Origin of the sequence: Serratia sp. ME47 (genome assembly GCF_903970925.1) — a bacterium.
In the GTDB taxonomy this organism is placed as follows: Bacteria; Pseudomonadota; Gammaproteobacteria; order Enterobacterales; family Enterobacteriaceae; genus Serratia; species Serratia ureilytica.
The window spans coordinates 81175-99444 of sequence record NZ_CAJCKE010000019.1; the positions used below are offsets into that span (position 1 = coordinate 81175).

The window sequence follows — 18270 nt, forward strand, 5'->3', positions numbered from 1 at the left end:
TACGCCCGTTGAAAAGAAACGCAAACCGCTATCCCTCGGCGCAGGGTAAGCGGCTATGTCGCGCGGCGACGAGGAAAACAGAGGGCGCGTTGCGCCCTCTGTTTATCGCGGGATCAGGCGCCTTGCGGCACGGCGTGCGCGGTATTTTTCAGAGCCGGCCCCTGATACTTCTCGATCTGCAGCTGCGCCATCTGCCCGCAGTTGCCCTGCGCCAGGCTGGAGGAGCCGATGTCGAAGGTCAGGCAGTTGACGTTGCCGTTCTTGCACAGCGAGCCGGGCTGCGCCGGATCGGCCGGATCGAACCAGGCGCCTTCGCTGATGCGCACCACGCCAGGCCGCACGTCTTCGCTGACCACCGCCCCTACCAGGATCTGGCCGCGATCGTTAAACGCCCGCACCAGATCGCCGCCGGTAATGCCGCGCGGCTGCGCGTCCTGCGGGTGGATCAGGATCGCTTCACGATCCGCCACCGCGTATTTCTTGCGCAGCGGCGTATTGTCGAGCTGGGAGTGCAGCCGGTTGGTCGGGTGCGCGGTATTGAGCGACAGCGGATACTTGGCCGCTTCCGGCCCGCGATACCACTCGTGCGGCGGCATCCAGGTCGGGATGCCCGGGCAATCCTCATAATGCATTTTGGCGATGGCGTCGGAGTAGATTTCGATCTTGCCCGACGGCGTGCCCAGCGGGTTCAGCAGCGGGTTGTCGCGGTAATCGGCGAAGCGCACCCACTGCTTATTGGCCTCCGGCACCGGGAAACGCACGTAGTTATTGGATTGCCAGAACATGTCGAACGGCGGCAGCGCCACCCGCGCGGCGCGCGCCTGGTTTTTCATGTCGTCGTACATGCCTTTCAGCCACTGGGTTTCATCCTTGCCCTCGGTAAAGGCCTCCTGCACGCCCAGCTTGGCCGCCATCGCCGAGAAGATGTCGAAGTCGCTGCGCGACTCGTGCTGTGGCGGCACGCATTGATGCATCGGGAACACGTAGAGCTGCGAATAGTCGCCGCCCATTTCCAGATCGTTGCGCTCGTAGCTGGTGGTGGCCGGCAGGACGATATCGGCATGCTTGGCGGTGGCGGTCCAGTAAGGCTCGTTGACCACGATGGTGTCCGGCCGCTGCCAGGCTTTGACCAGGTTATTGGTGTCCTGATGCTGGTGGAAGGTGTTGCCGCCCGCCACATACACCATTTTCACCTCGGGGTAGGTGACCTTGGCGCCGTTGAAGTCGATGGTTTTGCCCGGATTGCTCAGGCATTCGGCGATGCGGGCCACCGGGATCGGCGCCGGCGAGTTCTTCGGCGCGTTGCCGGCGGAGATGCCGGCGATGATGCCGCCCTTGGCGGTCGGGCTGCCGCCGGACGAATAGTGGTAGCTGAAGCCGAAGCCGCCGCCCGGCAGGCCGATCTGGCCGAGCATCGCCGCCACCGTTACCAGCAGCCAGTGCTGCTGTTCGCCGTGATGCTGGCGCTGAATGCCCCAGCCGCCCATGATCATGGTGCGGTGCTTCGCCATCTCGCGCGCCAGCGCGCGCAGCGTGTCGGCATCGACACCGCTGATGTCGGCCGCCCATTCGGCGGTTTTCGCCACGCCGTCGCTCTCGCCCAGCAGGTAGGCCTGGAACTTGTCGAAGCCGACGGTATAGGTTTTCAGGAAGTCCGGGTTATGCAGCTTCTCGGTCAGCAGCGTATGGGCGATGCCGATCAGCATGGCGCCGTCGGTGTATGGGCGCGGGGCGATCCACTGCGCATTGACGAACTTGGCGCTGTCGTTGTGTACCGGATCGATGCTGATCACCCGGGTGCCTTTTTTCTTCAGCGCCTCGAAGCCGGTCTGGCCGACGTGATCCGGCACGTTCCAGCTGTTTTTCAGCGTGACCATCGGGTTGCAGCCCCACAGGATCACCAGCTCGCTGTTCTCGATCACGTTCGGCCAGGCGGTCTGCTGTTCGTAGACCTCCATCGAGCCGACCACGTGCGACATGATCACCTGCGCCGCGCCGGTGGAGTAGTCGCCGGCGTAGCCGAGGAAGCCGCCGGTCAGGTTCATCAGGCGCTGCAGCAGCGTGCGGCTGTTGTGCAGCATGCCGACGCTTTTCCAGCCGTAGGAACCGGCGTAGATCGACTGCGGGCCGTGATCTTTTTGCAGGCGGGTGATCTCATTGCACACCAGCTCGGTTGCTTTGTCCCAGCTGACGCGCACCCACTCGTCGCGGCCGCGCAGCTCGGTGCGGCTGCCGGGGCCGCCTTCCAGCCAGCTTTTGCGCACCATCGGGTATTTGATGCGGTTCTCGGCGTGCACCTGATAAGGCGCCATGGTGATCAGCTCATTGGGATACGGATCGTCCTGCACCGGCTGCACGCCGACCATCTTGCCGTCCTGCACGATGGCTTCAAACGCGCCCCAGTGGGCGCCGGTCAGAATGCCTTTCTGCGCCTGACGCAAGACGATGAACTGCGGCAGCGCTTCGCTGATGGCCTGCGCCAGCGCCGCTTTGGGCCATAATCCCGCCAGCAGCGGGGCGGCGGTCAGCGCGGCGGCGCCGGTCAGGAAGCGGCGGCGGCTCATGGTTAACGGTTTTTGGTTGCTCATTGCGCTTCTCCCTTAAAGCTTGGCCGGTGCGGCAGGTGGCATGTCGCTGGCGTGTTTTTGTACGTATTGTGTCAGCACGCGCAGCTGTTCCTGCGTCAGCGAGGTACGCGGCGCCATGCCTTTGATGACGCCGATCCATTGGTTGGCGTTGAAGCGATCGAGCGCGGTCAGCCCGTGGCAGCCGGTGCAGTTGGCCGACATCATGTCCGCGGCGTAGCGCCAGATTTTTTGCTGATCGTCGATCAGCTGCTTGCGCGGCAGCCACACCTGCAGAGAGACCTGATGCCAGACCAGGCCGGTTTCCGCATCGGTCTGGGTGGACGTGGTCTTCAGCTGTTTGCGCGCGTCTTCACCCAGCAGCACGCTGAGGATGCGTTTGCCCTGCGCGGCGTAGAACACTTCGCTGACCCCGTCTTGCTGCCAGCCGCTCACGGTGGCCAGCACCTTGTCGCCATCCTGTTTCACCACCTGCACTTCGGTGGACGGCATCAGGTTGCCGGCATTATGGCTGTCGTCTGCGCTGAGGAAGAACGGTTCGGTGGCGATGGTGTAGAGGGTGGTGGCGCCCGGTGCGGTCAGCGCAGCGGCCTTGGCCAGCTCGGCGGCGCCGGCCTGGGTTTCGCCGCTCATGTCCGGCAGGATGTGGGCCACGCCTTTATGGCAGTCGATGCAGGTTTCGCCCTGTTTGATCGCCACCGGGTGCTGCAGGCGCGCTTCGGGACGCTGGGCGGTGATGTCCATGGCGTCGTAGCTGTGGCAGGAGCGGCAGGTGGCCGAGTCGTTCTCTTTCAGCGTCTTCCAGACCGACTGCGCCATCGCCAGCTTGTGCGCTTCATATTTTTCCGGCGTATCGATGGTGCCGACCATCTCGCCGTAGATGTCTTTTACCGCGCGGATCTTGGTCCACAGGTAATCGATCGGCTGGTGCGGCACGTGGCAGTCGGCGCACTCGGCGCGGATGCCCTTGGTGTTTTGGAAGTGGACGCTGCCCTGATATTCGGCCAGCGGTTGTTGCATGGTGTGGCAGGAAACGCAGAAGGCGGTATCGCTGGTTTTATGGAATACGGTGGCGGTCCCGGCCAACAGCGCCGCGCCGAGGATAATCCCCAGCAGCAAAAGCCATAGCCATCCCCACCGGCGCTTTTTTTCAAAGCCAGTCAGTTTTTTGCTCATGGTAAACCCGCTTATAATTATGAATTTAAAATAAAATCTTGCCAAAAGGCCGCCGACCGGAGGTCAGAATGCCACGTCGATTGCAGGGGTAATGATAGAAGAGGGTTAACCCCATGGGGTTATCCGTAGTCAAAAAAATGGCGTATATCGCAAAAAATAGCGTTATATTCTATTTTATATAACGATGAGCTGTGAGGCAGGCAACGCGAACGCCGCGCGCTCGCGAAGGGCTCAGGCCGTTGGCAAGTAGGTTTGGCCGCTCAGCCACAGGCGGATCGCCGTGCGGCTGGCTTCGAAATGGGGTTCCGGCAGAGAGTCTGGCGCGCACCAGCGCCATTCGGCGCATTTTTCGGGTTCTTTCAGCTCGGCTTCGCCGCCGGGATGCGCCACCTGCAGACAGATGGACACCGTGTGTTTGCCTTCGGCGCGCCAGGTTTGCAGATTGTTGCTGACGCCAACGAAGCGCGGCGGATCGATGATCAACCCGGTTTCTTCGGCAATTTCGCGCTGGGCGCACTGCTCGAAGGTTTCACCGGCATCCAGATGCCCGCCGGGGATCGACCAAAAGGGCGCGTGGGAGCCGCAGCGTTTGCCCAGCAAAATCTCGCCTTGCGGGTTCACGATGATCACCCCGACGCCCGTCACTACATTCATGCTTTTCTCCGTCAGCAAAGTTTCAGCACAGTATGTCATTTTGCCCCGGCGCTGACCAATGCGCCGATGAAAGTGTGCGTAAGCTCAAAAATCTGCAATGGCGAAAGGGAGAAAGCTTGCTTTCATCTTGCGCTGCTTACACACTCCTTGAAACGTTTCAGCGTTATCCGACCGCTTGTGGGCAGCGGGTAACGCTCCTTTTTCTCAATGAAGCTGAAACGATTCAATTCAGCAGGAGAGGAGAATCATGTTCCAGTTGTCACCGCAAGACATTCATCTGGGCGCCGCTGCCGCCGATAAGCAGGATGCCATCCGTCAGGTGGCCGCCGCGCTGACCGAAGCCGGCTGCGTCAGCGCCGGTTATGTGGACGGCATGCTGCAGCGCGAACTGCAGACGTCCACCTACCTGGGCAACGGCATCGCCATTCCGCACGGCACCACCGATACCCGCGATCTGGTGTTGAAAACCGGCGTGCAGGTGTTCCAGTTCCCGCAGGGCATCGCGTGGGGGGAAGGCCAGACCGCCTATGTGGCGATCGGCATCGCCGCCCGTTCCGACGAGCATTTGGCGCTGCTGCGTCAGCTCACCCACGTGCTGAGCGATGACAGCGTGGCGGAGCGGCTGGCGAAAACCACCTCCGCGGAAGAGCTGCGCAGCCTGTTGATGGGCGAACGGCAGAGCGCCGAATTCCAGTTCGACGTTTCGCTGATTGCGCTCGACGTCGCCGCCGACAGCCTGATGACGCTGCAGGCGCTGAACGCCGGCCGTCTGCAAAAAATCGGGGCGGTCAACGCGCAGTTCGTCAGCGATGCCATCACCCGCAAGCCGCTGAATCTGGGGCAGGGCATTTGGCTCAGCGACAGCGTTGAAGGCAACCTGGCCAGCGCGGCCACCGTCAGCCGCCCGGCGCAGGCTTTCGTGGAAGACGGCGAGCCGGTGGCGCTACTGCTGACGGTGTCGGTCGCCGACGCGCAGCCGCTGGCGGTGCTCAACTACCTCAGCGATCTGCTGCTGGCCAACAAAGCTGAACGCTTGCTGAAGGCGGATGCCGCCGGCGTGCTGGCGCTGCTGACCAGCGACGTGGCGGAAGAGAGCAGCGTGCTGAGCGCCGAGTTCGTGATCCGCAACGAGCACGGTCTGCACGCGCGGCCGGGCACGGCGCTGGTCAACGTGATCAAAAGTTTCAACAGTGACATCACCGTCACCAACCTGGACGGCAGCGGCAAGCCGGCCAACGGGCGCAGCCTGATGAAGGTGGTGGCGTTGGGCGTGAAGAAAGGGCATCACCTGCGCTTTACCGCCAATGGAGAAGATGCTGAAGCCGCGCTGAAGGCGATTGGCGAAGCGATTAATGAAGGACTGGGCGAGGGCGCAGCATGAGCAGAAGAGTAGCAACAATCACCCTGAACCCGGCGTACGATCTGGTGGGTTTCTGCCCGCAGATTGAACGCGGGGAAGTCAACCGGGTAAAAACCGCCGGCCTGCACGCCGCCGGTAAGGGCATCAACGTCGCCAAAGTGTTGAAAGATTTAGGCATCGACGTCACCGTCGGCGGCTTCCTGGGCAAAGATAATCAGGACGGTTTCCAGCTGCTGTTCAGCGATCTGGGGATCGCCAACCGCTTTCAGGTGGTGCCGGGGCGCACCCGCATCAACGTCAAGCTGACGGAAAAAGACGGCGAAGTCACTGACTTCAACTTCTCCGGCTTCGAAGTGACGCCGCAGGACTGGGATCGCTTCGTCAGCGACTCGCTGAGCTGGCTGGGCCAGTTTGACATGGTGGCGGTGAGCGGCAGCCTGCCGGCCGGCGTCGATCCTGACGCGTTTACCGACTGGATGACCCAACTGCGCGCCAAGTGCCCGTGCATCATTTTCGACAGCAGCCGCGAAGCGCTGGTCGCCGGGCTGAAGGCCTCGCCGTGGCTGGTCAAACCGAACCGCCGCGAGCTGGAAATCTGGGCCGGGCGCCCGCTGCCGACGCTGGCGGACGTGGTCGAGGCCGCGCATGCGCTGCGCGAACAGGGTATCGCCCACGTGGTCATCTCCCTCGGCGCGGAAGGCGCGCTGTGGGTTAACGCATCCGGCGCCTGGATCGCCAAACCGCCGTCCTGTGAGGTGGTCAGCACCGTGGGCGCCGGCGATTCGATGGTCGGCGGCCTGATTTATGGCCTGCTGATGCGCGAATCCAGCGAACACACCCTGCGTCTGGCCACGGCGGTAGCGGCGCTGGCGGTCAGCCAGAGCAACGTCGGCGTGACCGATCGTCCCCAGTTGGCCGCGATGATGGCGCGCGTCGATCTGAAACCTTTCAATCAATAGCAGGAGGCAGAATGAAAACGCTGCTGATGGTAGACAGTTCGCAGGGACAGGCCCGTGGCCACCTGGCGAAACGCATGCTGGAGGCCGCCGCGGCCAAAGCCGGCCTGACGCTGGTCGAGTCGCTGCAGGACGCCGAACTGGTGGCGGTGGCGGGGCAGGCTGCTCCTGCTGACGCCGCGCTGAACGGCAAATTGATCTATGTGGGCGAGGTAGAACAGGCGGTGCGTGAACCGGACGCGTTTCTGGCGCGCGCCCAGGCCGAAGCTGAAACCTATCAGGCGCCGCAGGCGGCTGCGGTGAAAGCCGATGGACAAAAACGCATCGTGGCGATCACCGCTTGCCCAACCGGCGTGGCGCACACCTTTATGGCGGCCGAAGCCATTGAAAGTGAAGCCAAGAAACGCGGCTGGTGGGTGAAGGTGGAAACGCGCGGCTCCGTCGGCGCCGGCAACGCCATCACCCCGGAAGAAGTGGCGGCGGCGGATCTGGTGATCGTCGCGGCGGACATCGAAGTGGATCTGGACAAGTTTGCCGGTAAGCCGATGTATCGTACTTCCACCGGTCTGGCGCTGAAGAAAACCGCGCAGGAACTGGACAAGGCGCTGGCCGAAGCCGAAGTGTTCCTGCCGCAGCAGCGCAGCGGCGCGGCGCCGACGGCGAAGAAGAAAGAGGGCAACGGCCCGTATCGTCACCTGCTGACCGGCGTGTCCTACATGCTGCCGATGGTGGTGGCGGGCGGTTTGTGCATCGCGCTGTCGTTCGTGTTCGGCATCAAGGCCTTTGAGGTCAAGGGCACCCTGGCGGCGGCGCTGATGCAGATCGGCGGCGGCTCCGCCTTCGCGCTGATGGTGCCGGTGTTGGCCGGTTTCATCGCCTTCTCCATCGCGGATCGTCCGGGCCTGACGCCGGGCCTGATCGGCGGCATGCTGGCGGTGAGCACCGGCGCCGGGTTCCTGGGCGGCATCATCGCCGGTTTCCTGGCGGGTTATGTCGCCAGGGCGATCAGCAGCAAGCTGCGCCTGCCGCAAAGTATGGAAGCGCTGAAGCCCATCTTGATCATTCCGCTGGTGGCCAGCCTGATCACCGGCCTCATCATGATTTACGTGGTTGGCACGCCGGTGGCGAAAATCATGGAAGGCCTGACCCATTGGCTGCAGTCTCTGGGCACCGCCAACGCCGTGCTGCTGGGGGCGATCCTGGGCGGCATGATGTGCACCGACATGGGTGGCCCGGTGAACAAAGCGGCCTACGCGTTCGGTGTGGCGCTGCTCAGCTCCTCGGTGTATGCGCCGATGGCGGCCATCATGGCGGCGGGCATGGTGCCACCGCTGGCGATGGGCCTGGCGACGCTGCTGGCGCGCCGCAAGTTCCCGAAATCCGAACAGGAAGGCGGCAAGGCGGCGTTGGTGCTGGGGCTGTGCTTCATCACCGAAGGGGCGATTCCGTTCGCCGCCCGCGATCCGATGCGCGTGTTGCCGTGCTGTATCGCCGGCGGGGCGCTGACCGGCGCGCTGTCGATGGCCTTCGGCGCCAAGCTGATGGCGCCGCACGGCGGCTTGTTCGTGCTGCTGATCCCGGGCGCGATTTCGCCGGTGTTGCTGTACCTGGTGGCGATCGCCGCCGGCACGCTGTTGGCCGGGGTGGCTTATGCCCTGCTGAAACGTGCTGAAACGCCGGTCGCCGCCGCGGCGTAAGCCTCGCCGATACCGCAAAACGCGCAGCCCAGAGCTGCGCGTTTTTATTTGTGTCTTAGGCAGTTAGCACGATTTACCCCTGGTCAGAAACCACAAGGCTTTCTAAGCTGATAGCGTGACTTTGTTCCTGCGAACAAGGAATGACTCAAGGAGATTCATCAGTGGCTAAAAAAGTGGCGATCGTACTGACATCCGGTTTCGCCGATTGGGAATACGCGCTGATTGCCGGCGTTGGCGGCCCGTTTTATGGGCTGGATGTGGCGTTTTTTGCGCCGCAGGCCGGAACGCTTCGCTCACAGGGCGGGTTGACGGTGGACGTTGCTCACGGCGTGGCCGAATTGGCGGACTGGCGCCCCGAGGTGCTGGTGGTGGTCGGCGGCACCCTGTGGGAAACCGAACGGGCGCCGGATATCCGCGCGTTGCTCAATGAGCAGCGTCAACGCGGCGCGATCCTAGCGGGCATTTGCGGCGGGACGTTGGCGTTGGCGCGGGCCGGCCTGTTGAACAACAGGGCGCATACCTCCAACGATGCCGAGTTCTTGACGCGCAACGTTGCGGGCTACAGCGGGCAGCGCCATTACGTTGCGAGCGCCGTCGCCGTTGTGGATGACCGCGTCATTACGTCACCGGGATCGGCGCCGGTCAGTTTTACCACCGCGGTGTTCAGGGCTGCGGGCCTGGATGAAGAAACGCTGCGTCAGTTCGGCGCCATGCTGGCGGCGGAGCACGCGGTGGGGGAAACCGCTCGCGCTTAAGCGAGCGGCCAGGGGAGGGTTACTGCTGCGCCTTCAGCCAGGCGATCTCTTCGGCCCAGATATCCGGATTTACCGTTTCCAGAATCAGCGGGATGTTGTCGAAACGCGGATCGCGCATGATGTAGCTGAACACCGTTTTGCCGATGTTGCCTTCCCCCAGGCTGTGATGGCGGTCGACGCGGCTGTTGAACTCGCTCTTGGCGTCGTTCAGGTGCATGCCGCGCAGGTAGTTGAAACCGACGATGTCGCCCAACTGCTTGAAGGTGCGCTCGCATTCTTCTTCGGTGCGCAGATCGTACCCGGCGGCGAAGGCGTGGCAGGTGTCGATGCAAACGCCGACGCGGCTTTTGTCTTCGACGCCGTCGATGATCGCCGCCAGGTGCTCGAATTTGAAGCCCAGATTGCTGCCCTGGCCGGCGGTGTTCTCGATCACGGCCGTCACGCCGGCGGTTTTATCCAGCGCGATGTTGATCGATTCGGCGATGCGCGCCAGGCATTTATCTTCGTCGATTTGCAGCAGGTGGCTGCCGGGGTGGAAGTTCAGCAGCGTCAGCCCCAGCTGTTCGCAGCGCTGCAGCTCGTCGATAAACGCCTCGCGCGATTTTTCCAACGCGTCGGCTACCGGGTGCCCCAGATTGATCAGGTAGCTGTCGTGCGGCAGGATTTGCCCTGGCCCGTAACCGTACTGGGCGCAGGCGCTCTTGAACTTATCGATCACGTCGGCGGCCAGCGGGGCGGCCTTCCATTGACGCTGATTTTTGGTGAACAGGGCGAACGCGGTCGCCTCCAATTCGTGCGCGCGGATAACCGCCTGATCCACGCCGCCTGACGCGCTGACATGTGCACCGACAAACTTCATCTTCATTCTCCTGTGTTATCGGTGACATTATGGCATTGATGGCGGGCGGATTGAATGGAGAAAAGCGGCGGCCCGCCGAAGCGGGCCGCCGAGGGAGATTACAGCAGGTGTTGCACCAGTTGGTTTATCGCGCCGCCGCCGACCAGCAGCCAGACGAACAGCAGCGTTGCCAGCAGAATCGGTTTCATCCCGGCCTGGCGCACGGCGCTGATGTGGGTAGTCAGCCCCAGCGCCGCCATCGCCATCGCCAGCATCCAGGTGTCGGCGGTGATCAGGTGCCGCACCAGCGTGGCCGGCAGCAGGTTGAAGGAGTTCAGCCCGGCGACGGCGATAAACAGCACGGCGAACCACGGAATGGTGATGGCGGATTTTTCCGCCTTGCCTGCGCTGCCTCGGCTGATGTAGCCCGACAGCAGCAGCAGGAACGGCGCCAGCATCATCACGCGGATCATCTTGGCGATCACCGCCGCATTTTCGGCGTCCGGCCCGATGGCGTGCCCGGCGGCGACCACCTGAGCCACTTCGTGGATGGTGGAGCCGGCGTAGATGCCGAAGGTTTCCTGGCTGAACGGCAGCCACTGGAAGTGCTCATTCAACTGATACAGCCACGGATAGGCGAAGATCGCCAGGGTGCCGAACACCACCACGGTCGAGACCGCGACCGCCACTTTGCTGGAGTCGGCCTTCAGCACCGGCTCGGTGGCCATCACCGCCGCCGCGCCGCAAATGCTGCTGCCGGCGCCAATCAGTATCGCGGTTTGGCTGTCGATGCCGAACACTTTCTTGCCGAGCCAGCAGGCCAGCAGGAAAGTGGTGCTCAGGGTCAGCGCATCGATGATGATGCCGCTGGCGCCCACGTCGGCGATCTGCTGAAAGGTCAGCCGGAAGCCGTAAAGGATAATGCCCAGACGCAGCAGGCGCTGTTTGGCCAGCTGTACGCCGCTGTGACAAACGGTTTGCCAGCGGGGGTACAGCGTGTTGCCCACCAGAATGCCGAGCAGGATCGCCAGCGTCAGCGCCCCCAGCCCCAGCTCCGCCACCCAGGGAATGTCGCCGGCCCAGACGGCCAGCGCGGTGAGCGCGCCGGTCAGCGCCAGCCCCGGCACCAGCCGCGGCAGGCCGAACAGCGGGAAGCGTCGCTCGGGGTAAGTGTGAGTGGTATCAGTCGCCATATAAAGTCAGTCCTTCAGTCTGTTTCTTGCGGTCAAGAGTACGTTTGGGCTGAATAAAAGAGAAATTGATTATATATTTATAACCTATCTGAATAAGTGGTATGGGGTCAGCCATTGGCATAACGCCGCATTGCGGCTAGGGTGTGGAGGAACGGCGAGCCGCCGTCAATTTTCCAACTAACAGGAGCAGGCGATGGATACCGACGATCAACGCAGAGAGCAGGTAGATCAGGAAGTGGGCCGCGCGGTGCGGCGGTTGATTGAAGAAAACAAGGCGATCGACCGCGACCATCTCGCGGCGATGCTGCAATTGATACTGCGGGACGAAACCGGCACGCCGCGAGAGCCGGTGCTGGCCGCGGCGGCGCAGCTGGTCGCGTTGGGCAAATAGCGCGCCGATCTGGCCGCAAACAGGGTCGCCTGGCCGGGCTGCCCACCACACCATGTTGGGGTTCTCTGGCAGAACCCTCTTTCAATACCGGGACAGCTATGCATATCACGTTGCGTCAACTGGAAGTCTTTACCGAAGTGCTGAAAAGCGGTTCGACCACGCAGGCCTCGGTGGTGCTGGCGCTGTCGCAGTCGGCGGTCAGCGCGGCGCTGGCGGATCTGGAGGGGCAGCTGGGCGTGCAGCTGTTCGATCGCGTCGGCAAACGGCTGGTGATCAACGAGCACGGCCGGTTGCTGTATCCCAAGGCGCTGGCGCTGTTGGAACAGGCGGGGGAGATAGAGCAGCTGTTTCGCCATGACGGCGGGGCGTTGCGCATCGCCGCCAGCAGCACCATCGGCAACTACATGCTGCCGGAGATGATCGCCCGCTACCGCCGGGATTTTCCCGCCACGCCGCTGGAGCTGAACGTCGGCAACAGCCAGGACGTAATCGTGGCGGTGGCGGATTTTCGCGTCGATCTGGGGCTGATCGAAGGGCCTTGCCATATGCCGGAGCTGGTGACGCAGCCGTGGCTGGAGGACGAGCTGGTGGTGTTCGCCGCGCCGGATAACCCGCTGACCCGTCAACCGCCGACGCTGGAGGCGCTGGCCAATGCGCCGTGGATCCTGCGCGAGCGCGGTTCCGGCACCCGTGAGGTGTTGGACCATCTGCTGTTGGCGCATCTGCCGCACTTCCAGCTGGTGATGGAGCTGGGCAACTCGGAGGCGATCAAGCATGCGGTGCGGCACGGCATCGGCATCAGCTGCCTGTCGCGGCGGGTGGTGGCGGAACAGCTGGCCAGCGGCGCGCTGGTGGAACTGCCGGTGCCGTTGCCGCCGCTGCGCCGCACCCTGTACCTGATCCGCCATCGGCAAAAGCACGTCTCCAACGCGTTGCAACGTTTTCTCAGCTATTGCGTGCTGTAACCGGCGGCACGTCAAGCGCTCTGCTGCCGCGCAGGCCGGAAAAAGCATAAAAACCTGCGCGCGCTCACATTAATGAGAGTAAGTAAGGCTATAAGGGCCGCAGCTAATAATTGCCTCTGAATTATGAAGCTATCTTATATCGGTGCAATGTTGCTAGTTCACCGGCGGGTATTTGTTACAATCCGCCCTCATTTTTCGAAGAGCAGATAGATAGGGAACGAATGGCTCAGCAGGATATAAAAACATCGGGGCAGCAAGCACCCGGATTGCGCCGTGAATTGAAAGCCCGGCATTTGACCATGATCGCCATCGGCGGCTCCATCGGCACCGGCCTCTTCGTCGCCTCGGGCGCCACGGTTTCTCAGGCAGGCCCCGGCGGGGCGCTGCTGTCTTACGCTCTGATCGGTTTGATGGTGTACTTCCTGATGACCAGCCTGGGCGAACTGGCGGCCTTTATGCCGGTCTCCGGTTCATTCTCCACCTACGGCGCCAAATACGTAGAAGAAGGCTTCGGCTTCGCGCTGGGCTGGAACTACTGGTACAACTGGGCGGTGACCATCGCCGTTGACCTGGTGGCCTCGCAGTTGGTGATGAGCTACTGGTTCCCGGACACCCCAGGTTGGATCTGGAGCGCGCTGTTCCTCGGCCTGATGTTCCTGCTGAACTACATTTCGGTGAAAGGGTTCGGCGAGGCGGAATACTGGTTCGCGCTGATCAAGGTCAGCACCGTGATTATCTTCATCGCCGTCGGCGTGATGATGATCGTCGGCATTCTGAAGGGCGGCGAGCATGCCGGCTGGCAGAACTGGACAATAGGAGACGCGCCGTTTGCCGGTGGCTTCTCGGCAATGATCGGCGTGGCCATGATCGTCGGCTTCTCGTTCCAGGGCACCGAACTTATCGGCATCGCGGCCGGCGAATCGGAAAACCCGGGTAAAAACATCCCGCGCGCGGTGCGTCAGGTATTTTGGCGTATCCTGCTGTTCTATATCTTCGCCATTCTGATCATCAGCCTGATCATTCCGTACACCGATCCGAGCCTGCTGCGCAACGACGTGAAAGACATCAGCGTCAGCCCGTTCACGCTGGTGTTCCAACATGCCGGCCTGCTGTCGGCGGCGGCGGTGATGAACGCGGTGATCCTGACGGCGGTGCTGTCGGCCGGTAACTCGGGCATGTATGCGTCGACCCGAATGCTGTACACCCTGGCTTCGGAAGGCAAGGCGCCGCGCATCTTCGCCAAGCTGTCGAAAGGCGGCGTGCCGCGCAACGCGCTGTACGCGACCTGCGTGGTGGCCGGCCTGTGCTTCCTGACGTCGATGTTCGGTAACCAGTCGGTTTACCTGTGGCTGCTGAATACCTCGGGCATGACCGGTTTCATCGCCTGGTTGGGCATCGCCATCAGCCACTACCGTTTCCGTCGCGGCTACATGCTGCAGGGGCGCGATCTGAACGATTTGCCGTACCGTTCCGGTTTCTTCCCGCTGGGGCCGATCTTCGCCTTCGTGCTGTGTCTGATCATCACCCTGGGGCAGAACTACCAGGCCTTCCTGCAAGACAAGATCGACTGGTACGGCGTGACCGCGACCTACATCGGTATTCCGCTGTTCCTGCTGATTTGGTTTGGTTACAAGCTGTCGCAAGGCACCCGTGTCGTGAAGTACAGCGAGATGGAATTCCCGAAGATGGACGTGAAGTAATTTTCGGTGAGTGACACGCGGCGGGGGCTCCCGCCGCGTTTTGTTTTACTTTTTCCCGCCTTTGGCTTCCGCCAGCGCCTGCTGCGCCGAGCTCATCAAACTCTCTACCGTCGCGTAATCCTGCGTCAGCGCCACAATGCCGGCGTTAAGCTGCATGTTCACCTCGCCGAACGCGCCAAAATCGTAGGGCGCCTCCAGCGGCGGCACAATGCGCGCCAGAAACTCGCTTTCCGCGCCGTAGGGCAGATCGTGCACCAGAATCAGAAACTGGCCGCCGGTATAGCGGCAGATATAGTCGCTGGGGCGGATCAGCGTCTTGAGACGCTCGCCGACGGTGCGCAGCACGTCGTCGCCGATCTGGACGCCGTGGCTTTGGTAGAGCGCCGCCAGCGGGCCGAATTCAAGAATGAACAGATGGGAGATCGGCTGCGCCGTTCCGGGACGGCAGATGCTGCGCATCACCGCCTCGCCGCCTGCGCGGTTGAGAAAGCCGGTCAGGCGATCGCGGTGCGACGCCTGCTGCTTCTCCCACGCCAGCGTGACGTGCTGCACCAGCTGGCGGTGGTAGCGCGCGATCATGCCGTGGGCCAGCACCAGCCACAGCGGCGCGAGGTCCGCCAGGACAAACAGGTTTTGCACGCGCGACAGCGGCGCCGCCAGCAGGTAGGGCAGCGTCAGCGCGATCACTTCAAGCAGCGCGAAGCGCGGGGCGGCGGCGTGGCGCTGCATCAGCCAGCAGGCCAGGGCGGTGATCGTCAGGCCGGCGAACAGCATTAAGACGAAGCGGCCCGAGAGCATCGCCAGAGCGGCGCTGGCGCCGACCAGCAGCGCCCACAGCAGCACCGTCACCAGCATGGCGTTCGGCCAGGCCGGTTGACGCCGGCGCGCCAGCCAGGCTCGCCCGGCGGTCAACAACAGCAGCAGCAGCAGCAAACCGATGCCGAGCGGCCGCTGGACCAGCCAGGCGTACCCCGCCAGCAGCGCGGCCGGCCCCGCGGCATTCAGCCAGGGCGTGAGAGGAGAGGGCGTCAGCGTGAGACGCAGCTGGCGTTGAAACGGCTCGTCATCGGCGTGCAGCGGGCTGTATAACAGCCAGTTCAGCAGCGCCGGGCGTTTGGGCGTTACCGCCGGAGATGGACTTCTCATTACAGCCTCGTCAATCAATAAGGCCGCTCTTGCGGCGGCCTGAAGTTTTTTTTGCACGCGCGGTGCTGTGATTTTGGATTCTATGTGGTTTTGCCGTTATTTGTCAGAGTCTGGTCGGATCAGGAAGAATTTTCAGAATAATTAACCTACTGGCCGTTGGCGGGGGAAAGCGTGGCGGTTTGAAAAATGGCGATAAAAAACAAATTATTACATTTCGACAACGCCGTTTTCACCTATTGATATGATTGATAAGTATTATCGTTTGTTTTATTGTTAACGGCTGTGCAGCAGGCTGCTGCCGCACACTTTTCGGTTCACGGCGGCCGCTTTCGCGCCGCTGTCATGATGGTTGCAACAGGTATCTTAACTAATGAGCGTATCCACCGATCCCATGACTGAAGCCAAGGGGCAACCCGACGCCGGCGTGATGGGGCGTTATCAGCATATTCTTCGCCATCGCCTGTTGATGATGGGCGTATTGGCATTGGCGATCCTGGGCTCGCTGCTGCTGGATTTCACCATGGGGCCGTCCGGCCTGTCGTTGTCATCCTTATGGCAAACGCTGCTTGATCCCGCCGCGGCCGATGCCGGCACGCGGGTGATCGTCTGGGACATCCGTTTGCCCTATGCGTTGATGGCGGTGGTGGTGGGCTTTGCGCTCGGCCTGGCCGGGGCGGAAATGCAGACCATCCTGAATAACCCGCTGGCCAGCCCCTTCACCCTCGGGGTGTCTTCCGCTGCGGCCTTTGGTGCCGCGCTGGCGATCGTGCTCGGCATCGGCATTCCGGGGATCCCCGATCAGTGGTTCATCTCCGCCAACGCCTTTATCTTCGCGCTGTTCGCCGCGCTGATGCTGGACGGCATCACGCGCTGGACGCGGGTCGCCACCTCCGGCGTAGTGCTGTTCGGCATCGCGCTGGTGTTTACCTTCAACGCGCTGGTCTCGATGATGCAGTTCATCGCCAGCGAGGACACGCTGCAGGGGCTGGTGTTCTGGACCATGGGCAGCCTGGCGCGCGCCTCGTGGGACAAGCTGGGCATTCTGTTCGGGGTGTTCGCCGTGCTGCTGCCGCTGTCGATGATGAGCTCGTGGAAACTGACCGCGCTGCGTCTGGGGGAAGACCGGGCGGTGAGCTTCGGCATCGACGTGCGTCGGCTGCGTTTGACCACGCTGCTGCGTATCAGCATGCTCTCGGCGCTGGCGGTGGCTTTCGTCGGGCCGATCGGCTTTATCGGTCTGGTGGCGCCGCACATCGCCCGCATGATCTTCGGCGAAGATCACCGTTTCTACCTGCCGGCCAGTGCGCTGATTGGCGCGCTGGTGCTGTCGATGGCCTCGGTGGCGTCGAAAAACCTGGTGCCTGGGGTAATCATCCCGGTGGGGATCGTGACGTCGTTGGTCGGGGTGCCGTTCTTCCTGAGCATTATTCTGCGCCACCGGGGGAACGTATGAGCCAGGGTTTACGGATAGAAAACTTCTCGGCGGGTTACCCGAAACGCCAGGTGATCGACAATCTCTCGGTGCCGATGCTGCCGCGCGGGCAAATCACCGTGTTGCTGGGGCCGAACGGCAGCGGCAAATCGACATTGCTGCGCTCGCTGGCCGGGCTGAACCCGGCGCAGGGCAAGCTGTGGCTGGACGACGGCGATTTGATGCAGATGCCGTTCGCCCGTCGGGCGGAGAAAGTGGTGTACCTGCCGCAGTCGCTGCCCGCCGGGGTGCATCTGCACGTGCTGGAGTCGATCATCGTGGCGCAGCGCGCCTCGGGCGGCCGCAGCAACGCCGGCAGCGAAGCGGAAGTGATGGCTTTGCTGGAACAGCTGGGCATCGCCCACCTGGCGCTGAGTTATCTCGATCAGCTGTCCGGCGGCCAGAAACAGCTGGTAGGGTTGGCGCAGTCGCTGATCCGTCAGCCGTCGCTGCTGCTGCTGGATGAGCCGCTGAGCGCGCTCGATCTCAACTACCAGTTCCACGTGATGGATTTGGTGCGCCGCGAAACCCGCAAGCGCGATATCGTGACGGTGGTGGTGGTGCATGACATCAACATTGCGCTGCGTCACGGCGACCACGTGCTGATGCTGCAGGATGGCGATCTGATCGCCGACGGCGCGCCGGATCAGGTGATTACGCCGCAGAGCCTGGCGCGGGTCTATGGCGTGCGCGGGCGCATCGAGCGTTGCTCGCAGGGCACGCCGCAGGTGCTGATAGACGGTCTGGTGAATCAGCCGACGATATAATCCAAGAAAAGCCCGGCATCGCCGGTAATGCCGGTCAGTTAAGCCTGACTGGCATTTTTTTATCCCATCTTTGTGTGTTTCGTGCAGCCTGAATTGCCGTAAAAATCTCTCATTTCTCTGATGCCGTAGCGAACGGCAATTGGAGGGGCCGAAGGCGCGGCCCCTCCACCCGCGCCTTCGCTTAACACCGTCTGTCCGCTACGCGGATACCCTCGCCGTGTCTGCGTTGTCGGGCGGGTCGGCTGCGACAAACGTCCCTGTTAGTCTCGCCTCAACCGGCCTTCCCTGGCCGGTTGCCCCTGACAACGCCGTCTTGCTCGGCAGCCGGTGATGCGCGCTCAAGGTCAACACCTGAGCTGGCAGCTACTGGGAAATCTGTCGCTTATGAGGTTGTGGTAGAGAAGTTGGAGATGAGCGCGGTGTTGGGCGCCCTTGAAGACGCCGAACGCAGGCATAGCGCATTAGGCGAAACCGCCATGGACGGCGGTTTCAGGTGAGACAGGCAGGGACGCCTGTCGCAACCGGCCTCAATGCGGTATGGCGGAGGGAGGGAAGTTGGCAAAGCCAACCGTCTGATAGGGTAGGGAGAGCGGGGGGGGAGGGAAGAGAGGAGGGG

Annotated in this window: 15 protein-coding genes; 9 read left to right on the forward strand and 6 right to left on the reverse strand. The window is 62.6% G+C overall.

Annotation, left to right across the window (positions count from 1 at the left end):
- Positions 1-113: 113 nt before the first annotated feature.
- The 3 genes from torA to H7A77_RS18105 form a co-directional block, all read right to left on the reverse strand.
- On the reverse strand, positions 114-2588 hold the full coding sequence (gene torA, locus H7A77_RS18095; RefSeq protein WP_182074482.1) for a trimethylamine-N-oxide reductase TorA: 2475 nt from the start codon (positions 2586-2588) through the stop codon (positions 114-116).
- 12 nt (positions 2589-2600) lie between these two features.
- On the reverse strand, positions 2601-3761 hold the full coding sequence (locus H7A77_RS18100) for a NapC/NirT family cytochrome c (protein ID WP_108681574.1): 1161 nt from the start codon (positions 3759-3761) through the stop codon (positions 2601-2603).
- A gap of 231 nt (positions 3762-3992) precedes the next feature.
- A complete protein-coding gene (locus H7A77_RS18105) occupies positions 3993-4415 on the reverse strand; it encodes an NUDIX hydrolase (protein ID WP_033652539.1) in 423 nt (140 codons plus the stop codon).
- A gap of 247 nt (positions 4416-4662) precedes the next feature.
- On the opposite strand from H7A77_RS18105, the gene fruB reads away from it, so the two are divergent.
- The 4 genes from fruB (at position 4663) to H7A77_RS18125 (ending at position 9183) form a co-directional block, all read left to right on the forward strand.
- Positions 4663-5796 carry a fused PTS fructose transporter subunit IIA/HPr protein gene (gene fruB, locus H7A77_RS18110; RefSeq protein ID WP_182074483.1) on the forward strand — a complete coding sequence of 378 codons (1134 nt, stop codon included), beginning with the start codon at positions 4663-4665 and terminating at the stop codon, positions 5794-5796.
- Positions 5793-6734: a 1-phosphofructokinase gene (fruK, locus tag H7A77_RS18115; RefSeq protein WP_015378523.1), complete on the forward strand. Its 942-nt coding sequence runs from the start codon at positions 5793-5795 to the stop codon at positions 6732-6734. The genes fruB and fruK overlap by 4 nt, the downstream gene beginning before the upstream one ends.
- 11 nt (positions 6735-6745) lie before the next feature.
- Positions 6746-8428 carry a PTS fructose transporter subunit IIBC gene (gene fruA, locus H7A77_RS18120; protein ID WP_147879926.1) on the forward strand — a complete coding sequence of 561 codons (1683 nt, stop codon included), beginning with the start codon at positions 6746-6748 and terminating at the stop codon, positions 8426-8428.
- Between the two features lie 161 nt (positions 8429-8589).
- Positions 8590-9183, forward strand: a complete 594-nt coding sequence (locus tag H7A77_RS18125) for a DJ-1/PfpI family protein (protein ID WP_080280892.1) — start codon at positions 8590-8592, stop codon at positions 9181-9183.
- Positions 9184-9202: 19 nt separating this feature from the next.
- On the opposite strand, the gene nfo is transcribed toward H7A77_RS18125, so the two are convergent.
- Together nfo and H7A77_RS18135 are read right to left on the reverse strand one after the other, a co-directional pair.
- Complete coding sequence (gene nfo, locus H7A77_RS18130) at positions 9203-10042, reverse strand: deoxyribonuclease IV (protein ID WP_033643802.1); 840 nt, start codon at positions 10040-10042, stop codon at positions 9203-9205.
- Positions 10043-10140: 98 nt separating this feature from the next.
- Positions 10141-11214, reverse strand: coding sequence for a YeiH family putative sulfate export transporter (locus H7A77_RS18135; protein WP_182074485.1), 1074 nt, complete (start codon positions 11212-11214; stop codon positions 10141-10143).
- 193 nt (positions 11215-11407) lie between these two features.
- Between H7A77_RS18135 and H7A77_RS18140 the strand changes: the two genes are divergently transcribed.
- The 3 genes from H7A77_RS18140 (at position 11408) to H7A77_RS18150 (ending at position 14270) form a co-directional block, all read left to right on the forward strand.
- Positions 11408-11605, forward strand: coding sequence for a hypothetical protein (locus H7A77_RS18140; RefSeq protein ID WP_033643799.1), 198 nt, complete (start codon positions 11408-11410; stop codon positions 11603-11605).
- A 98-nt stretch (positions 11606-11703) separates the two neighbouring features.
- Positions 11704-12570, forward strand: coding sequence for a DNA-binding transcriptional regulator YeiE (gene yieE / locus H7A77_RS18145; RefSeq protein WP_021505917.1), 867 nt, complete (start codon positions 11704-11706; stop codon positions 12568-12570).
- 221 nt (positions 12571-12791) lie between these two features.
- A complete protein-coding gene (locus H7A77_RS18150) occupies positions 12792-14270 on the forward strand; it encodes an amino acid permease (protein ID WP_033643798.1) in 1479 nt (492 codons plus the stop codon).
- Between the two features lie 45 nt (positions 14271-14315).
- On the opposite strand, the gene H7A77_RS18155 is transcribed toward H7A77_RS18150, so the two are convergent.
- Positions 14316-15416 (reverse strand): GGDEF domain-containing protein, encoded by a 1101-nt coding sequence (locus H7A77_RS18155; RefSeq protein ID WP_033652543.1) that lies wholly within the window; start codon positions 15414-15416, stop codon positions 14316-14318.
- 370 nt (positions 15417-15786) lie between these two features.
- Between H7A77_RS18155 and H7A77_RS18160 the strand changes: the two genes are divergently transcribed.
- Together H7A77_RS18160 and H7A77_RS18165 are read left to right on the forward strand one after the other, a co-directional pair.
- A complete protein-coding gene (locus H7A77_RS18160; protein ID WP_033643796.1) occupies positions 15787-16869 on the forward strand; it encodes an iron ABC transporter permease in 1083 nt (360 codons plus the stop codon).
- On the forward strand, positions 16866-17654 hold the full coding sequence (locus H7A77_RS18165; RefSeq protein WP_033643795.1) for an ABC transporter ATP-binding protein: 789 nt from the start codon (positions 16866-16868) through the stop codon (positions 17652-17654). The genes H7A77_RS18160 and H7A77_RS18165 overlap by 4 nt, the downstream gene beginning before the upstream one ends.
- Positions 17655-18270 lie beyond the last annotated feature (616 nt).

Bases quoted from the DNA above. Each gene is read 5' to 3' on its own strand.
- torA (WP_182074482.1), bottom strand. From the start codon at position 2,588: ATGAGCAACCAAAAACCGTTAACCATGAGCCGCCGCCGCTTCCTGACC.
- H7A77_RS18100 (WP_108681574.1), bottom strand. From the start codon at position 3,761: ATGAGCAAAAAACTGACTGGCTTTGAAAAAAAGCGCCGGTGGGGATGG.
- H7A77_RS18105 (WP_033652539.1), bottom strand. From the start codon at position 4,415: ATGAATGTAGTGACGGGCGTCGGGGTGATCATCGTGAACCCGCAAGGC.
- fruB (WP_182074483.1), top strand. From the start codon at position 4,663: ATGTTCCAGTTGTCACCGCAAGACATTCATCTGGGCGCCGCTGCCGCC.
- fruK (WP_015378523.1), top strand. From the start codon at position 5,793: ATGAGCAGAAGAGTAGCAACAATCACCCTGAACCCGGCGTACGATCTG.
- fruA (WP_147879926.1), top strand. From the start codon at position 6,746: ATGAAAACGCTGCTGATGGTAGACAGTTCGCAGGGACAGGCCCGTGGC.
- nfo (WP_033643802.1), bottom strand. From the start codon at position 10,042: ATGAAGTTTGTCGGTGCACATGTCAGCGCGTCAGGCGGCGTGGATCAG.
- H7A77_RS18135 (WP_182074485.1), bottom strand. From the start codon at position 11,214: ATGGCGACTGATACCACTCACACTTACCCCGAGCGACGCTTCCCGCTG.
- H7A77_RS18140 (WP_033643799.1), top strand. From the start codon at position 11,408: ATGGATACCGACGATCAACGCAGAGAGCAGGTAGATCAGGAAGTGGGC.
- yieE (WP_021505917.1), top strand. From the start codon at position 11,704: ATGCATATCACGTTGCGTCAACTGGAAGTCTTTACCGAAGTGCTGAAA.
- H7A77_RS18150 (WP_033643798.1), top strand. From the start codon at position 12,792: ATGGCTCAGCAGGATATAAAAACATCGGGGCAGCAAGCACCCGGATTG.
- H7A77_RS18155 (WP_033652543.1), bottom strand. From the start codon at position 15,416: ATGAGAAGTCCATCTCCGGCGGTAACGCCCAAACGCCCGGCGCTGCTG.
- H7A77_RS18160 (WP_033643796.1), top strand. From the start codon at position 15,787: ATGAGCGTATCCACCGATCCCATGACTGAAGCCAAGGGGCAACCCGAC.
- H7A77_RS18165 (WP_033643795.1), top strand. From the start codon at position 16,866: ATGAGCCAGGGTTTACGGATAGAAAACTTCTCGGCGGGTTACCCGAAA.